The 17,579-nt window shown below is 51.4% G+C and carries 12 protein-coding genes; 6 read left to right on the forward strand and 6 right to left on the reverse strand.

Annotation, left to right across the window (positions count from 1 at the left end):
* Positions 1 to 35: 35 nt before the first annotated feature.
* Positions 36 to 545, forward strand: a complete 510-nt coding sequence (locus ACO0LF_RS19590) for a DUF1993 domain-containing protein (protein WP_423017031.1) — start codon at positions 36 to 38, stop codon at positions 543 to 545.
* 164 nt (positions 546 to 709) lie between these two features.
* Here the strand turns inward: ACO0LF_RS19590 and ACO0LF_RS19595 are convergent, their stop codons facing one another.
* The 3 genes from ACO0LF_RS19595 to ACO0LF_RS19605 are packed head-to-tail and all read right to left on the reverse strand — an operon-like array spanning position 710 to position 4,591.
* Positions 710 to 2,437: an MFS transporter gene (locus ACO0LF_RS19595; protein ID WP_423017033.1), complete on the reverse strand. Its 1,728-nt coding sequence runs from the start codon at positions 2,435 to 2,437 to the stop codon at positions 710 to 712.
* 13 nt (positions 2,438 to 2,450) lie between these two features.
* On the reverse strand, positions 2,451 to 3,542 hold the full coding sequence (locus ACO0LF_RS19600; RefSeq protein ID WP_423017035.1) for a M24 family metallopeptidase: 1,092 nt from the start codon (positions 3,540 to 3,542) through the stop codon (positions 2,451 to 2,453).
* Positions 3,539 to 4,591, reverse strand: a complete 1,053-nt coding sequence (locus ACO0LF_RS19605; protein ID WP_423017037.1) for a proline racemase family protein — start codon at positions 4,589 to 4,591, stop codon at positions 3,539 to 3,541. The genes ACO0LF_RS19600 and ACO0LF_RS19605 overlap by 4 nt, the downstream gene beginning before the upstream one ends.
* Before the next feature lie 474 nt (positions 4,592 to 5,065).
* Between ACO0LF_RS19605 and ACO0LF_RS19610 the strand changes: the two genes are divergently transcribed.
* A complete protein-coding gene (locus ACO0LF_RS19610) occupies positions 5,066 to 7,876 on the forward strand; it encodes a TonB-dependent receptor (RefSeq protein ID WP_423017039.1) in 2,811 nt (936 codons plus the stop codon).
* A 40-nt stretch (positions 7,877 to 7,916) separates the two neighbouring features.
* Here ACO0LF_RS19610 and ACO0LF_RS19615 read toward each other — a convergent pair whose 3' ends face one another.
* Positions 7,917 to 8,405 carry a helix-turn-helix domain-containing protein gene (locus tag ACO0LF_RS19615; protein WP_423017041.1) on the reverse strand — a complete coding sequence of 163 codons (489 nt, stop codon included), beginning with the start codon at positions 8,403 to 8,405 and terminating at the stop codon, positions 7,917 to 7,919.
* Between the two features lie 432 nt (positions 8,406 to 8,837).
* On the opposite strand from ACO0LF_RS19615, the gene tagH reads away from it, so the two are divergent.
* From tagH to ACO0LF_RS19635, 4 genes are all read left to right on the forward strand, one after another.
* Positions 8,838 to 10,169 (forward strand): type VI secretion system-associated FHA domain protein TagH, encoded by a 1,332-nt coding sequence (tagH, locus tag ACO0LF_RS19620; protein ID WP_423017043.1) that lies wholly within the window; start codon positions 8,838 to 8,840, stop codon positions 10,167 to 10,169.
* Positions 10,170 to 10,175: 6 nt separating this feature from the next.
* On the forward strand, positions 10,176 to 10,967 hold the full coding sequence (locus ACO0LF_RS19625) for a PP2C family protein-serine/threonine phosphatase (protein WP_423017045.1): 792 nt from the start codon (positions 10,176 to 10,178) through the stop codon (positions 10,965 to 10,967).
* A gap of 101 nt (positions 10,968 to 11,068) precedes the next feature.
* Complete coding sequence (locus ACO0LF_RS19630; protein ID WP_423017047.1) at positions 11,069 to 12,802, forward strand: serine/threonine protein kinase; 1,734 nt, start codon at positions 11,069 to 11,071, stop codon at positions 12,800 to 12,802.
* 11 nt (positions 12,803 to 12,813) lie between these two features.
* Positions 12,814 to 13,332, forward strand: a complete 519-nt coding sequence (locus ACO0LF_RS19635) for a TssQ family T6SS-associated lipoprotein (RefSeq protein WP_423017049.1) — start codon at positions 12,814 to 12,816, stop codon at positions 13,330 to 13,332.
* 62 nt (positions 13,333 to 13,394) lie between these two features.
* Here ACO0LF_RS19635 and ACO0LF_RS19640 read toward each other — a convergent pair whose 3' ends face one another.
* Complete coding sequence (locus ACO0LF_RS19640; RefSeq protein WP_423017051.1) at positions 13,395 to 14,606, reverse strand: M24 family metallopeptidase; 1,212 nt, start codon at positions 14,604 to 14,606, stop codon at positions 13,395 to 13,397.
* Between the two features lie 177 nt (positions 14,607 to 14,783).
* Positions 14,784 to 17,516, reverse strand: a complete 2,733-nt coding sequence (locus ACO0LF_RS19645; protein ID WP_423017053.1) for a TonB-dependent receptor — start codon at positions 17,514 to 17,516, stop codon at positions 14,784 to 14,786.
* Between the last annotated feature and the right edge of the window lie 63 nt (positions 17,517 to 17,579).

Here is a 17,579-nt window from a genome sequence, read left to right on the forward strand (position 1 = left end):
TGCAGCTCCATTCAGTCATTTGTCAGGAGATTTCCATGTCTATTTCCATGTATGCCGCCTCTGTTCCCGTGTTTAACCAGATGCTTGATAGCCTGAGCGACGTTCTGAAAAAAGCTGAAGCGCATGCAACAGCCAAGAATATCCCTGCAGAAAACTTCTTGCAGACACGTTTATTCCCCGACATGCTGGCCTTGACACGCCAGGTACAGATCGCCGCTGATTTTGCCAAGGGTGTTGCCGGTCGTCTGGCTCAGGCTGAATTGCCAGCCTATGAAGACAATGAGCAAACTTTTGCCGAATTGCAAGAACGCATTGCCAAGACCAAGGCTTTCATCGCGACACTGGATGAATCCAAATTTGAAGGCAGCGAAACCCGCAACATCGTCTTGCGTCCAGGTACACCGAAAGAACAGACTTTCACTGGCCAGGCGTATTTGCTGAACTATGGCTTGCCCCAGTTCTTTTTCCATGTGACGACGGCGTATGCATTGTTCCGTCATAACGGTGTGGAAATTGGTAAAAAAGATTTTATGGGTTTGCGTTGATTTAGTTTTGTAGGTTAAGTTCACCTCGTAGGTTGGGCTACGATTTACCAGCCCAACACTCGGCGCTTAATAACGTATACGTTTGTTAAGGCCCAGTGTTGGGCTGATACCCCGTAGCCCAACCTACGTAGGAAAATCTGCATGCGTGATTCAACGCATGCATTTTATGCCGCCACAGCAAAACCCTGCGCAGACTTCTTCAGCCGCAAATTAAACACCAGCAAGGCAATCGAAGTAATCACACCTATTCCCCCAAACAAACTCCACATCAGCATGGGTTGATGCATTTGTCGCGCCAGCACGGTGTATGACCATCCCGACAATAGCCCGGCGAACAAATTGCCTAGCGCCATGGAGACAAAGTAATAACCCATGAACATGGCGGTTTTTCTTTTTGGGGCAATAGCTGCCACATATTCCTGGCTCTTGGGTGAGGCGATCATTTCTCCCAGGGCAAATACAAACACAGCCATGCAAACGCTGACGCCACCAAACAGCAGGGCATGCGAAAGCCCCGTCATCCACAGGCTAAGGCTTAATACCAGCGTGCCCATGACCAGCACCGGCAAGGCTTTCCAGCGCTGCACATACGTGCTGATGATGATCTGCAAGAGGACGACAGCGCCAAAATCCAGGTTGACGATGTATTCAGGATTGACCTGGCGGTAAGCCTGGCCCCAGTCAGCGGCCAATTGTGCGGCACTGATCTTGCCAGCATGCAGGGCCTGCAAGCCTGACTGTAATTGTTCCAGCGGTGGCATGACTTTGTAGTTCACCAGTTCCAGCCGCAATTGCTCCAGTAACTGGGTATCTGCATAGGGCCCCTGTTTGGCGGCCAGGCCAGGCAAGATGTTCGTCAATTGTTCTATATTCACTGCTGCCAGAAAGTTCAGGGCAGCCGGACTGAGCTTGCCTATCAGCAGGACCAGGTCGGTGGTATCAACAAAGTCACGGATATACAAGGGCAGGGTGATAAAGACCTGGTTATAGATAGTCCAGAAGCCTGTCATGATGAGCAGGTAAATGACGAACTGTGCATTGCCTATGCGTATGCCTTGCTGATACCAGTGCTGCTGGTGGCCGGATTTGTTGAGGACACTCCACAGCAGATTGATACCCAGCCAGGCAGCCATTGCAATGAAATATTGTGCATAACTGATGCCACCTTTGGCCGCGATCATGATACCGATGATGGCAGGTACCACCAGCAGGGCCAGCCTGCCATTGCCCAGCACTTCCTGGGTTTCCAGCAAGACTTGCTGCAAGCTGCGCTGATCGGCACCGCCTTCATGATGTTCACTATCCTTGTACAGGAAGATGGCTGGTATGAAGTTCAGCAAAATCCACAGCGAGGACATGAGAAACACCATGTCCCAGCTGATGGCCCTGACATAACCAGCCACCAGTGGGCCCAGGAAGCCACCGACATTGACCATGGTATAAAACACGCCAAAACCCAGGCCGCGGTTGCTATCGTCGGTAGTGCGACCTATGGTGCCGACTACCACCGGTTTGAAGCAGGCTGCACCTATGGCGACCGCCAGGAAGGCAGCACAGAAACTCCAGAAACCGTGCACCTGGCCCAGCAGGAAATAAGCCGGGCACATGATGCTAAAGGCAATCAGGAACATGCGGCGGTAACCATAACGGTCAGCCAGTGCACCGGTAATTACCGGCAACAGATACAGCAGGAAGGGAATCATGCCCTGCAAGAAACCGCGTTCCTGATCATTCAAACCCAGGCCACCCTGCGATACCGGACTGGTCATGTAAAGGGAAGACAGGGTAAAGAAACCATACCAGGCCAGGCGTTCAAAAATTTCCATGCTATTGGCGACATAGAAATTTTTATGGAAGGGGCTGCGAGCCGAAGAATGCGGAGTAGTGGACATGATGAATATTTTTTTAAATTTCCAGCTCAAAAATCTTGGGTGCATGGGTGATCAAGCTATAGCCATCTGCCTGGATGAGGACATCATCTTCTATGCGCACACCGCCATAGCCCGGTATATAGATACCTGGTTCTATGGTGACAACGTAATTAGTTTGCAGCGTATCCCGGCAAACCGGGCTGATAAAGGGCTGCTCGTGCAACTGTATGCCGACACCATGGCCCAGGCCCGTGCTGGTATAGGCGGCAAATTCCGATGCTTGCAAAATATCGCTGGCGGCGGCACTGGTGACGGTAGCCATTTGACCAGCATGCAGGCTGGCGAGTGCTGCCTGTTGCGCCTGTTGCACAGTGTTGTAGATATTTCTTTGTTGCGCGCTGGCTCTACCTGCGACAAAACTGCGCGTCATGTCCGAGCGGTAGCCATGTACGACCGCACCAAAATCAATAACGATGAGATCACCTTCAGCCAGGGTCTTGTTTGTAGGTATGCAATGCGGCAGCGCTGAGCGTGGACCAAAACCGACTATGCTGGGGAAGGACAAGCCTTCAGAGCCCAGTATTTGCATGCGGTACTCAAGCTCCAGTGCAAAGTCGCGTTCGCTGACGCCGAGGCATAACAGGGGCATGCAGTCATGCAGGGCCTGGTCAGCAATCGCGGCTGCCTTGCGAATTTGCGCGATCTCCCAGGCATCCTTGGTCTTGCGTAATTCTTCTACCAGCCCCGCGCTGCTGGTGCAACTGATGCCGCTCAGTTCCTGCGCCAGGCCTGACCACATCTGTAAATTGATATGGGCAGCTTCAAACAGCAGTTTGCTGATGTGCTGCATGTCCAGGACTTGCCGTATCGCTTGCCCCAGACTTTGCTGGTCGCGGTTACGGCATATCAGCTGGCATTCAAAGCACTCGGTTTCGGCCTGTTCGATAAAGCGGTAATCAGTGATCAAAAAAAACTGATCCAGCGTGACGATGCCATAGGCGGCTTCCCCAGAATAATTGCAGAGATAACGCAGATGATCGAGAGAGAAAACCAGTAGTGCCTGTTGTTCCTGGTCTAGCATCTGCTGACGTAACTGGCCCAGCCTTTGCGTGAATTCAGCTTTCATCGGAATATGAATCCTTGTATCAGAGGGTCTTGCTGATCCAGGTAGAAAGTGCTGCGCCCGGTGACATGGGCGCTGCCTTCCACACGCGGGATGATGGCACTGTGATAGCCATAGCTGTGCGGATGATAGGCCGTCACCTTGAACTGGCTGCCGAGTATGCTTTCTATGGTGATGCTTTCACCCAGGCGCAATTGACCGCGCGCATGCAGAATGGCAGCCTGGCCGGATACTCCGCTGCCAGTCGGGCTGCGGTCCAGCTCGCCATCGGCAAAAATGCAGACATTGCGGCTATGCACACCAGCTGTTTGTGATGGCGCAGAAAAGATGCAGCCATACAAAAAGCTGAGTTCTTCATCGTAGGGATGATGGATGGCGATTTGTTCCTGCACTGCTGCCTTGATGCTGCGCCCCATGGCGATGATCTGGCGGTGATTATCTGCCGCCAGCGACAGGCCCAGACTGGGGGCATCGACATAGGCGTAGTAAGCACCACCATAGGCCAGCGTGACATTCACCTTACCCAGCCTGGGTACCTCGACCTTGACATCGAGAGCTGCCACAAAGGAAGGCACGTTATCAAAATAAGTGCGCGTGACCTTATTATTTTCCATCTCTGCATAGGCGGTGATTTGCCCGGCCGGTACGTCGATCTTGATGGTTGTCATGGGCCCGCTGCTGGCTACGACGCCAGCTTCCAGTGCGACACGGGTGAGGGCGATGATGGCATGACCGCACATGGTGCTATAGCCCTCGTTGTGCAAGAACAGGGCACCGAAATCACTGTCGGCACGTTCTGCCGCAACGATCAGGCAGCCATACATATCGGCATGACCACGTGGTTCAAACATCAAAGCGGTGCGCAAGTGATCATAGTTGGCCTGGCAATAGGCGCGCTTGTCGAGGATGCGTTTGCCGGGCAAGACAGGAAAGCCTTTGGTGATGATGCGCAAGGGCTCACCGCCGGTGTGGCAATCCAGGCTATTGATTTGTAATACCTCAGGCCCTGGCAGCCATTCAGAAAAAGCTCCGGCCTGTGTTGCGCTTCGCATGCATCCTCCTGCCATAAAAGCGCCAGCTTAGAGGGCATGAGCATGCTTGTCTTGACGCTTTGCCTGCGCCCTTGCGGAGAAATTGGCACAACAAAAAACTATTTCCATCTGCTTAAAATTTCCGCAAATGTTTACGTATATTTAAAATATATTCATGATATATTAAAAAACGACATGAAGATTTTCGATGAAAAAAGAGCCTGAATGTTCGTGAAACTACAGAGTCGGTCGCGCCTGTTGACTACGGGGATGTGACCAGGAAAGAACGCAGACAGTTTGTGATCCAGCCTGTTTGTCATCTGCAAAAAAGCGATTCAAACGATGAATTGCACAAGACAAAACTGATCGGTTTTTGCGTATGAGCAAAGGCCTGCATGTCAGTTAAGAAAACAGCTCAGCTTTCCAAAAAAAAAGACTCACATCAGCAGGCAAGAAAAAGATCAAAAAAATATTTTTCAAATCCGGAGCAGACAAATGAAAGAAAAAGTATTATCCCATTCGCTGAGACTGATGTTCGCCAGCGGACTAGGCTTGAGCATCTTCGCTGCCCAGGCCCAGGCGCAAGATACCAGCCCTGCCATGCAGCGCGTCGAAGTGACGGGCTCATCGATCAAACGTATCAACCAGGAAACTGCATTGCCAGTGCAAACCCTGTCGCGCGCTGATATAGAAAAAAGCGGCGCCACCAATGTTGAAAGCCTCATCGCCGCCTTGCCCAGTATGCAGGGTTTTAGCACGGCCAACCAAACCATCAATGGCGGCGGCGGTGGCTTACAAACTGCCTCCATCCACAACATTGGTGCTGCTTATACCCTGGTTTTGTTGAATGGCCACAGACTGGCTTCTTATGGTGCGGGTAGTACGGTTAACCTGGCCAGCATTCCTTTGTCGGCTGTCGAGCGGGTAGAAATATTAACGGATGGTGCATCGACCCTGTACGGCTCGGATGCGATTGCCGGCGTAGTCAACTTTATCTTGCGCAAGAACCAGACAGAAGCTGCAGTCGATCTCAGCTATACCCAACCGCAACAATCGGGCGGCAAGTCTTATCGCCTGGGACTGTCCAAAGGTTTTGGTGATCTGGACAAAGATGGCTATAACATCCTGCTGTCTTACAGCCATGATGAACAAAGCATGCTCAATGCCAATCAGCGTTCATTTGCTGATACCGGCGTCAGGCGGTTTTCTGAAAATGGCAAAAATTACGCGACCTGGTTCTTGTCAGACAATTCCAGTCCTGCAATCGCGCAGCTGAACTTCAAGAATGGTGCCGATCCCATCCTGTTCTCACCGAATTATCTAAAGGATAAGAGCTGCGGCCCGAATACCTTCCAGGTAGAAAACCGCTGCCGCTTTGATTATGCATCGACGGTACAACTGATCCCTGAATCCAAGCGCGACAGTCTGTTTTCTTCTCTGAATTACAAACTCAATAGTGATACCACGCTGTCTGCTGAGGCTGTGGTCTCCAAGTTCACCCAGACCGGTCGCTATGCACCAGCGGCACAGCCCTTGAACCTGGGCTTGGATAGCCCGCTGTTTGCCAAATATGTATCACCTTATCTGGCCACACTGGGGGTCAACCCGGCTAATCTTGATTCCGCCAAAATGCGCTTGCGTATTTCTGACGCTGGCGGTCGTAATACGGCCTACACCACAGAAGCCCAGCATCTGGTGCTGGGTGTCGATGGCAATGCTTTTGGCTTTGACTACAATTTGTCTTATACCCATTCCGTTTCCAAGCGCATACGTGATTTTGCCGGTGGTTTTTTGAGCAAGGACAAGTTCTATGCCATCGTCGACGGCGGCAAATATGATCCTTTTGCACCAGCCGGTTCTTCAGCGGCCATTCTGGCACCTGCCGTCCTGCATGAAAACTGGTCTAGTTCAAAAAGCACACTGGATGTCTTGAGCTTGCGTGGCTCACGCGAATTGTTTGCCCTGGGTGGTGGTAAATCACAACTCGGTATGGGTGTGGATTTCAGCAAACAGCGTTATGACTATACGGCGACACCGATAGGCATGGGCACGAATGCCTTGCAACCCAATTACACTGATGCGCCTTTGGGAGATTCACCAGGTGACTTGCCGATTGCTGCCAGCCGCAAAAACTGGGGTAGCTTTGCCGAGCTCTTGCTGCCAGTCAGCAAGCAATTCGATGTGACTGCGGCCCTGCGTTACGATGATTACAGTGCCGTGACCAATACTGCTAATTTCAATGAGCAAGGCAAATCCATCGCTGCCGAAACCCAGGGTAATAAAGCCGACAAGCTGACTTACAAGCTGTCTGCCGCCTATCGTGCCTTTGATAATCTCTTGTTGCGCGGTTCTTATGGCACGGGTTTCAAGATGGCCAGCATGAGTGACATCACTTCGCCGCTGATACATAGTGGCAATACAGGTGGCACCTATCCTTGCCCAGTCAAAGCACCAGATCCACGTGCGGTGAATTGCATGGGGGCCACCCAGTATGATGTGCTGACAGGTGGGAATCGCCTGACTGGCGAAAATGGCTTGAAACCGGAAGAATCCAAGCAGGCGACCATAGGTTTTCGCTTCGAGCCGGCTTCCAGTCTGTCTGTGGGTCTGGATCTGTGGGATGTGAAAATGTCCAACCAGATTGCACAACTGCCTGAGGCCATCGTTTTCGGTCACCCGGAGAATTATTCCAAGCTGTTTTCGACCTTCTATGAAGCAGGCCAGGGCGGCAATATCCTGGTTGGCACTCTGCCTTATTACAATATTGCGAATGCGCATTATCGTGGCATAGACTGGGATCATAGCTATAAGACATCCACACCTGTGGGTAAGCTGAGCCTGAACTGGACGGGGACATATATGCTGATGTCTGATCTGGACATTCCAGGTAACCCTACTGTGCAGAGTGTAGGTCGCTATGATGAAAACAATGCCGTGGCTTTCCGTGTCATCAGCAAACTGGTGGCTACCCTGAAAACCTCAGATATTTTCACGCATGCTCTGACCATGAATTACCGCTCTGGCTATCACGATGCTTCAGCTTCGGTACGTGAAGTGAATGCCAATGGCAGTTTTGGTGACTTCGTTACCGTCAAACGTGATGTCGCTTCTTACACCACATTTGACTGGCAAACCCGCGCGCAATTGCGCAAGAATCTGGCTTTGACCGTGGGTGTACGCAATCTGCTGAATGTCAACCCACCCTTGTCCCTGAAGGAAGGCAATGGTGACCAGGTTGGTTACGATGGTCGTTATACCGATGCTCTGGGCCGTACTTTCTACGTGACGGGTTCTTACAGTTTTTGATGGGGCTTACCTGTGCTTGCCGACAAGCACGGGTAATTTATTACTGCAGATTGAAATAGGCATAAGCCAGGGCTGCAGCAATACACAGGCATATAAAAATGCCTAGCGGGAAAGCCTGATTTGTTGTCGGGCTACCGGGTCGTTTGCTTGCTGCGGACTTGCCAGACGACGTTTTATTTTTATCCGACTCCTTCGTGACCAAGGCCAGGATGGGTTCGGGATCGAGTTTCACCAGCTTCGCATATGCGCGTGTGAAGCCTTTGACTATCGCCGCCTCCGGTAGGGCGGGATAGTCGTCTTTTTCCAGCGCAATGATTTGTCTTGGTGCCAGCCTTAGTTGGGCGGCCACTTGCTCCACTGTCCAGCCCAGGGCATTGCGGCCTGCCGCCAGTTTGGCCCCAGGTGAAGCAGCAAGCTCCAGTAAATCACTGGCAATAGGTTGCCCCAGGCGGGATTCAATCAACTCTTGATAATGAAATGTACCTGTGACTTCTGACAGAGCAGGTTCATTTTGCTCAGACTTGCTCATTACCATTGCCTCATATATAACAAATTCCCCGACACTATGTCGTGATAAAAACGCTCAAGAACTATTTTACTGATCATGCTGAGTGGCGTGCAGCACCTGCACCTAAGTCCGCAACCAAGTCCGCAATATCAAAATTAAATTACTTAATTGCCATTAAATGTCGTACTTTGTCTCAATGTTTGCTGCAAACCATAAAACTTGGTCCGGCTGAGTCGCCGATTTCATGATAATCAGGTAAGCTTCGAGTACGTGTTGACATGGCAAGTTATCAACTTGGGGATGGACGCAAAATGGCTGAGTTTCTTTTGCGGCTGCCCCCTGTTGTTTCTGTGTCGTAGTCAGCATAAAAAGCACTGTCGTAAGATTATCTCAAACTGCCTGTTCAGGATACTTATTTTACAGGCTATATAAAATGGTTTTGGAGTGCCACTAATGATAAAGATTGCCGTTGTTTCTTATAATAACGAAGTACCAGAAACGCCGATTTCTGCGGTATTTGGGCCGGAACCAGCGACGATAGGGCGGAATGTAGAAAATTTCCTGGCCTTGCCTGACCCCAAGCACTTTGTGTCGCGCACCCAGGCACATGCCTGGAGCAAGGATGGCAAGCATTTCATCAATAATCTCAGCCTGGCCAATCCTGTCAGCATTAATGGCAAGGAAATCAAAGCCGAGACGGCATTTGAAATTCATCCCGGAGATCAAATCCAGATAGGTTTATACCTGTTAACTGCCGAAGCTGCCGGACTGGCCGAGGCCGCGGCAGCGACCGATATTGCTGCTGATGAAAATGAACACGCACAGCAAGACCTCACTACCGACACAGCTGCCCCTGCAACTATAGCCCAGGCGGCTGAGGTGGAAGCTGAGGGCGAGCCTGCCGCGCAAGTTGCTCAGGACAGTAATACTGGCATTGTTACTGAAAATGTTACCGACAGTGTTATTACAGGCCAGCCTGTAGTGCCACCTGTGGCAAAAGACAGCGTGGCAGCACAGCCGCCACAGTTCCTGTTGCGGCCCGAAGCCATACAGGCGACGGCAGAAGTCAACACTGAAGTCAGCAGCAAACCTGTGGTAGCCACTGCAGAAGCTGCTGCTGATGTGCCTGCCAGCGCGGCCAAAGCCGATGTTGTCAAGCCAGCAAGCCATGCCAGTCATGCTAGTCACAACGCGCAAGAACTCATGCATGCCTTCTTGCAGGGCGCAGGTTTGCAGCAACTGAACCTGGCTTCCGGCCTGACTGTAGAGTTGATGGAAACTCTCGGCAAGTTCATGGCAGCCTCGGTACAGGGGGCGATGGAAGAGTTGTCACAACGTGCCCTGCTCAAGCGCGAAGTGAAAGCAGAAGTAACCATGGTTGTGCTAAGGGAAAACAATCCATTAAAATTTTTCCCTGACAGTAAAACCGTATTAACGCAAATGTTGCGCAAGAAGATGCCAGGCTTCATGGCGCCCTCAGAGGCCATGGAAGATGCATTTTTTGATATACGTGCGCATCAGATGGGTGTAACAGCAGGAAACAGGGCGGTGACCGATGCCATCCTGAAAACCCTGCAACCAGGCAATGTGGAGGCGCAATTGGGTACGCCGGGCCTGCTGGACCAGATTAATCCCGGACGCCGCAAGGCAGCGATGTGGGACCAGTTCAGTGAGTTATTTGATACTATTTCAGCTGGCAAGAAAGATGAGTTTCAGGCCATGTTTGGCAAGGAATTTTTACTTGCTTATGAGAAAGAAGTCGAAAAAGCAGAATCAAATCGCTAGATTTCTGTGCTTAAACTTAACCACATTCCGGCCATGCATCTGGATACTGCGCAATTCACTGCCATAGGCAATCGAAAAACCAATGAAGATGCGCTGGCCTGGGCCAATGAAGATGAGCTGGCTTGTTTTGTGCTGGCCGATGGCACGGGTGGCCATGTCGGTGGTGAGATGGCGGCCAAGGTCGCCATTGATGCTGTCGTAGAGAAATTTGTCCAGGAAGCTTCGTTCAGTGCCCGGGCTTTGCGCTCTTATCTGGATTGGGCCATAGTCAGAGTGGCGCAAAGCAAGCGCGAGAATGTGGTGCAGCGACATATGAGTACCACCATCGCCACCGTATTGATAGACAAGAGTAATCGTTGCGCCCTGTGGGCGCATATGGGCGACACCCGGATCTATCAGTTTCGTAAGGGCAGGATCAAGATGGTATCGAAAGACCATAGCCAGGCCCAGCGTCTGGTAGATGCTGGTATTGTCGACTATAGCCGCATACGCCAGCATCCCCAGCGCAATATGCTGTTTGCGGCGATAGGAGCAGAAGGTGACAGTAGTCCTGAAGTAACGGCAGATGCCATGGATTTGCGCGATGGCGATGCATTTCTCATGTGTACCGATGGTTTTTGGGAATGGGTACATGAGCATGAAATGGAATTTTGTCTGGCAACGACGGGCAGTAGTGAGGCCTGGTTGAGTAAAATGAATGCCATTGCAGAAAAAAATATTAGTACGTCAAAAGCAATTAACAGGGATAATTTCTCAGCTTTTGCGATTTGTCTGCATGACAAGCAAGTTAACCGCTAATTGAGCGTGAAATGTTAAGCATGAAACAGAGGCCTGGACGTGGATATCATGGATATCATGCCGCTTTTGCTTCAGGCAAGAAACTATTATCCGAGTAAGCCTTGAACACAGAAAAAGTACTCGCCACTGTAGCATCAACTGCAATTCATGCAGGTACCGAGAATTGTCTCGCTGTCGGCACGCGGCTAAATGACTTTGAAATCACCGGTATCCTGGGTGAGGGTGGCTTTGGTATCGTGTATCTGGCCTTCGATCATTCTTTACAGCGCACTGTTGCCATCAAGGAATATATGCCAGGTTCCCTGGCCGGGCGTTCTGCCGATACCAGTGTGACCGTCAGGTCCGAGCGTCACAAAGCCACTTTTGAAGCTGGCCTGAAGAGTTTTATCAATGAAGCGCGCCTGCTGGCCCAGTTTGATCATCCTTCGCTGGTCAAGGTGTATCGCTTCTGGGAAGAAAACAAGACTGCCTACATGGTCATGCGCCATTATGATGGTCATACGCTCAAGCAAATCGTCAACAAGCGCCCCAAGCTGGTAACCGAGGCCTGGTTGAGATTCATCTTCAAGCAGATACTTGAAGCCCTGGACAGCCTGTACCGCTCCAAGATACTGCACAGGGATATTTCGCCTGACAATATCATCGTGCAAAAGAACGGCGTGGCCGTCTTGCTGGACTTTGGCTCTGCCCGCCAGATCATTGGTGACATGACGCAAGGCATGACGGTGATCCTCAAGCCTGGTTATGCACCTATAGAGCAATATGCCGATGATGTAGAAATGCCCCAGGGTTCATGGACGGATATCTATGCCCTGGCTGCGGTCATGTATTTTGCCATCATGAAGTCGCCGCCACCTATCTCGGTAGGCCGGGTGGTCAAAGACACCATGCTGCCGTTGCAAGACGGTGAGCATGCTGGCTTCAGTGCCAAGTTTTTGAAGGCCATAGACCTGGCGCTGGCCATACAGCCGCAAGACCGGCCACAAAGCATGGATGAATTCCGCCAATTGCTGGGTATCAGTTCTTTTGCCTCTGTACGCAAATCCCGCAAAGGCAGGGAAGAGCATGCCGCTGGCATGCAGGCAGAAGGACAGGATCATCTGCATGCCCTGCCCGTCAAGGATGTGACTGCAGTAAAAACACACAGGCCAGAAGCCAAAACTGCAGAAGCCGGGGCCGCCGTGTCAACCAAATCTGGCAAGTTGTTACTGCCCATGCTGGCATTGGCCGGAGTGTTGATCCTGGCGATCGCTTATTTAGCCAGCCGCCAGGGGGCGAACAAACCCGGGCAAACTCTGGCTGCTGCATCTGCCGCGGCCCCTGCTTCTAACGCGGCGACTGCATCGCAGTCAGTACCCACTCCTGCATCTGTTGCCGTAGTTGCAGCGGCTGAAAAAAACGCAGCGGCTGCTGCCAGCAATGCCAGCCCTGTGACGGCCAGTGCCGTCGAGGCAACAGACAAGCCAGATCCTGAGAAACTGGCATGGGATAAATTAAAGGACGATAATACAGTCAGCCCTGAGGCGCTTAGCGCATTTTTGCAGCAATATCCTCAGGGTAAATTTGTAGAAGCTGCACAAGCACGATTGAAAGAAGTCAAAGCGGCCAAGGCAGCTGCCAGCAAACTGAATCTGAAGCTGGCAATCAAGCCCTGGGGCACGGTTTTCGTTGATGGCGTACAGCAGGGGGCCAGTCCACCCCTGAAACATATAAGCCTGGCTGCAGGTAAGCATAAGATACGGGTAACCAATCCCGGCTTCCCCGACTTCATCACTGAGATTGATGCGGGGAAAAGCAGTGCTGCAACCATAGAACATGAGTTCACGAATAAATAAAGCTGAAAAAAATGAAGAAATTAGCCCAAACGCTGTATGTGACGGGTCTGGTGATGGCATGTACCCTCTTGCAGGGTTGTGACACTGCCCCCAAGCAGCCACCGGCTCCCAAGCCTGTGGTAAAACAAAAAGAACCGCCACCACCACCGGCACCGCCTCCAGTAGAGCCCTCTGCCCCTGCGCTCAGCTCAGATGTACAGGCCTTGAAGGATGGCACGGCTCTGTATGATAGTGGTGATTACAATGGTTCCATCAAAAAACTCAATGCCGCGACCGAAATCTGGAATGGACATAACAAGGATGTGCAACTCGGCGCCCTGAAGATTTTGGCATTCAGCTATTGCGTGACTTCACGTACGCAATTGTGCCGCCAGCAATTTGACAAGGCCTTGAAGCTGGATCCGGCTTTCAATTTGTCAGCCGCAGAAATCGGTCATCCTGTCTGGGGACCGGTATTCCTGAAATCCAAGAATGCCGTCAAAGCACCAGCGCCTGTCAAGAAAAAGGAAGGCACTGCTGCCGCTAAGTGAGTAAGTTGGTAAGTAAGTAGGTAAGTAAACACTACCGGCAACTGATATGCCGGTAGTAGCTCTCAATCGCGACCAAATGGCGCATCGACTGTGTGGCTTTGGCCTGTGAACCAGCGTGGCCCCTGTTCCGTTATATAGAAATGGTCTTCCAGGCGTATGCCAAATTCGCCTTCTATACAGATCATGGGTTCATTGCTGAAACACATACCAGCCGCCAGCGGACGCTGGTTGCCTTTCACCAGATACGTCCACTCATGGATGTCCAGGCCTATGCCGTGGCCGGTACGGTGCGGCAGGCCAGGTAACTGGTAGTCTGGTCCAAAGCCCGCTGCCGTCAATACTTTCCTGGCAGCGGCATCGACTTGCTCGCAAGGCACGCCGATTTGTGCTGCCTCAAAGGCTGCGGCCTGGGCAGCTTTTTCCAGTTCCCAGATATCACGCTGGCGCTGGCTGGGTTTGCCAAACACATAACTGCGGGTGATGTCCGAGTTATAGCCATGCAGCTTGCAACCGGTGTCGATGAGTACCATGTCACCTTCGCGCAGGAATTGCTCAGCATCCGGGCCATGTGGCATGGCAGTGGCTGCACCAAAACTGACGATGCAAAAGGTCGATGCACTGCCGCCATAGGCGCGGTGGGCCTGGTCTATGAATCGGGCGACTTCAAAAGAAGAAATACCTTCATGCAGGATTTTCGCAGCCTTCTTTTGCACTTCCAGCGTCAGGTTCTTGACCTTTTGCATGATGGCCAGCTCGGCAGCTGATTTATGCATGCGGCATTCAGCCGTAACGCTGCTGGCATTGATGATCTGTGCCAGCGGCAAGACGCGACGCAAGCCATCGAAAACAAAGAAGGGGGCGTTTTCATCGAGTGCAATGACAGCTGTTTTGTAGCCAGCATCCTGCAAGAAATTCTTGACCAGCAGGCAGGGATCATTTTCCTCTTGCCACAGGCGGATGTCGGCATGTGCACCCAGGGTCTCGCGCAGTTTGGAATCTTCAAACTCAGGGCAGACATAAGTCAGCCTGGCATCCGGCGTCAGGATGGCTGCCGTCAGGCGCTCGCTGGGATACCAGCGCAGGCCAGTGAAATAATACAGGCTGCTACCAGCAGGTAAAATCATGGCATCGATGCCATTTTCTTGCATCAGCCTGGCGGCTTTCTCTACCCTGGCCTGGCGTTCTGCAGCACTGATGGGGCTGACATCGCTCAAGTCTGCCTGTATGCCTGCCAATTCTGCAGATGCGCTGGATCCGCCTATGCCAAAGTTCATGCTACCGCCCATGCGAAAGTAAAAAGAGGGATGAGCATAAGATATACCAGAAGCTTAGTCTTGATCAATTTTGCGCTTCATCATGCAGAAATCCGCATAGGAAAAAAAATCCCGGCGTGATGCATGTGATGCACGCCGGGATTTATGGATGAGCCTTATGCTTAGTAAGGCTTAGTCTTATTTGAATTTATAGTTCACATTCATATAGACATAGCGTTCACGAGGGTTGCCCCAGGCAGAGTTGTAGCCAAGACTGGAAGTCGCATCAAATGAAGGATCGCGATTAAACAGATTATTCGCGCCTGCACGCAGTACCATATTTTTCCAGCCTGAATAAGACATGGATGCATCTATCGTCGTCATGGGTGATACCACGCCACCGTTGGTGTAAAGATTGTACCAGGAGTTGATGACCAGATTAGGTGTGCGGTCTATGCGGAAACCAGCAGTGTAATTTGCCCGCGTTGTTGCCGACCATGGACCCATATCCCAGCTGACACCCAGGTTGGCCAGCAAGCGTGGGTTATTATATTCACCCGTATCGCAAGAGGTATTGTTGGCGCAATTGATATACACATTGTCCGCCAATAATACGGTGTTGTACTTGATGGTATAAGTCGCTTCACCGGAGATCTTGAATTTGCCAAAGTCTGGCGTACGCAAGGTGTAAGCAAAGTCAGCATCTATGCCAGAAGTATGTGCTTCAAAGCGATTGACGAAACCGGTGGTCAGCGATTTCAACTCACCACGCAAAGGGCCCAGACGTGCCTTGTCGGCCGCAGATAAATTTGCATAGGCAGCGATATCTTCGGGCGTGACGGCGGCACGATTAACATTGGCTTTGTAGGCACCATCTTCATTACCCAGAACTGTCACGGTATCGAGGACATCAATCTTGTTACTCCACTTGATGTCAAAGTAAGTCATGCCCAGGCTCAAGTCCTTGATGGGCTCAAACACAAAACCAATATTGTATTGATTGGACTTTTCTGGCTTCAAGTCCTTGGTGCCGGTGTTTTTTGTATTGACCTGGGTACTGCAATAACGATCAAAATAAGCATCACCGCCAACACAGCGCTTGATATCGTTGACTGTATAGAATACGTCACGACCCTGGCTGAAACGTTGTGGCAAAGATGGTCCTACCATGCCGGTGCTGTAATTTGCGCGTACCAGGAAGGTTTTATCAGCATTCCACAAGACACCCAGTTTAGGATTGGTGGTATTGCCAGCCAGTTCATAACGGTCATGACGAACAGCAGCCTGAACTTCCAGATTCTTCAGCACAGGTATGCGCATTTCGCCATACACAGCAGACAGCGATTCTGAACCGCGAATGGCGGGGAGCACAGCATATTTTGCCAGAAGACCTTGTTGCCAGTCGCTCGAGGGATTGTAATCCAGAGAGTTTTTACGGAATTCAGAACCTATGGAAACGCCCACTGCGCCGCCAGGTAAGTTGCCGAACTCTGTCGAAGTTTGCAGCTTGATCGAGTCTGACTTGCTCTTGGCCTTGACATACATATTGCCAGCCAGCTCACTGATCAGGGCCGCCGAGTTTTTATTCGCGCCAAAAGGATTATAACGGCCATCATCTATGGCTTTATTGAAGGCTTCCAGCTTGTAGGAACCCAGGGTAACGGCATTGGTGTCTTCTACCGTATGAGCCAGAGTGACAGACCAATCCCATTTGCCAACCTGGCCTTTCAATCCACCCACCAGCCACAGAGTATTGAGATCGGTTTCCAGACCGCCTTCACCCGGGAAATTGGCGCGTATCGACACGGTCTTGCCATATGTATTGTAGGGGTTGTCAGCAGGTACAGAGATATTGCCGCGATTGCGATTTTGCAGCCAGGATGTTTCGCCGTAGATACGCTTGTGATACTTGGTCACAAAGGCAGAAGCAAATGCCGTCATCTCTGGGCTAATGTCCCAGTTGGCATTGAATGTGCCACCAAAACGCTGGGTAGGTTTGACCAGGTCAGAAAACGCGGCAGTACCGTGCAGGCAGCCATTGCGGATCGCAGACGGAAACCAGTCTGCGCCACTAGGGTAGGGCATTTGGGCGCTTTTTGCGCACTCTGGATCCGGGAAGCGGGTGGAGCCGATGGAGAGCGTACCCGGGCCAGCCTGCCCATTGGCGAGTGCACCATATACGCTGGCATATTGCACGCCGCCAGGTTTATTGGTGAAGTCTATATGATTAGCCCAGTCACGGTCTTCGCCGCGTATGCGTTTTTGATCTTCTGCCGACAGGCTATAGGAGACATTGTATTTGTCCGTGGCACGGTTACCGAAACCGCCTGTCAAAGAGAATTTGCTGACATCGCCACCGCCGGAGGTAGTTTTGCCATAGCCAGCGTTGACTTCAAAGCCTTCATAATTGCTGCGCATGATGAAGTTGATGACGCCGCCTACCGCATCTGTACCGTAAATAGCAGAAGCACCATCCTTGAGCACTTCTATACGTTCTATGGCAGCCAGGGGAATGGAGTTGATATCTACCGATGTGAAGCCGTCGGAGTCATCCGAGCCAGAAACAGGCAGGCGATTGCCGTTGAGTAAAATCAAGGTAGGCATGCCGCGCAGGCTGGCAGTTGCTGCCCCATTCCTGAAGTTATTGCCGTCTGTGAATTCTGCACCATTGCCGCCAGCAGAAGTCAGGTTGCGCATCAAATCCAGCACGGACTCTGCGCCTGAGCGCAATATCTGGTCTTTGGAGATGATGGTAATCGGCGAAACACCCTCGACTTCCAGGCGCTTAATGTTTGATCCCGTCACTTCTACGCGCTGTATCTTGTCGCCAGCCTTGTTTTCCTCTTGTGCATAAACACCGGTGACGGCTGCACTGGCTATGACTGCCAGCGCTATGCGAACCAGGCGCACACTTGTTTTTTCATTCCACATTCCTAACTCTCCTGTTTATTGGCTACTTATTAACTTATTGACTATTAATTAGCTATTTTCTCA

The organism is Undibacterium sp. Di27W, from assembly GCF_049340345.1.
Classification (GTDB): domain Bacteria; phylum Pseudomonadota; class Gammaproteobacteria; order Burkholderiales; family Burkholderiaceae_D; genus Undibacterium.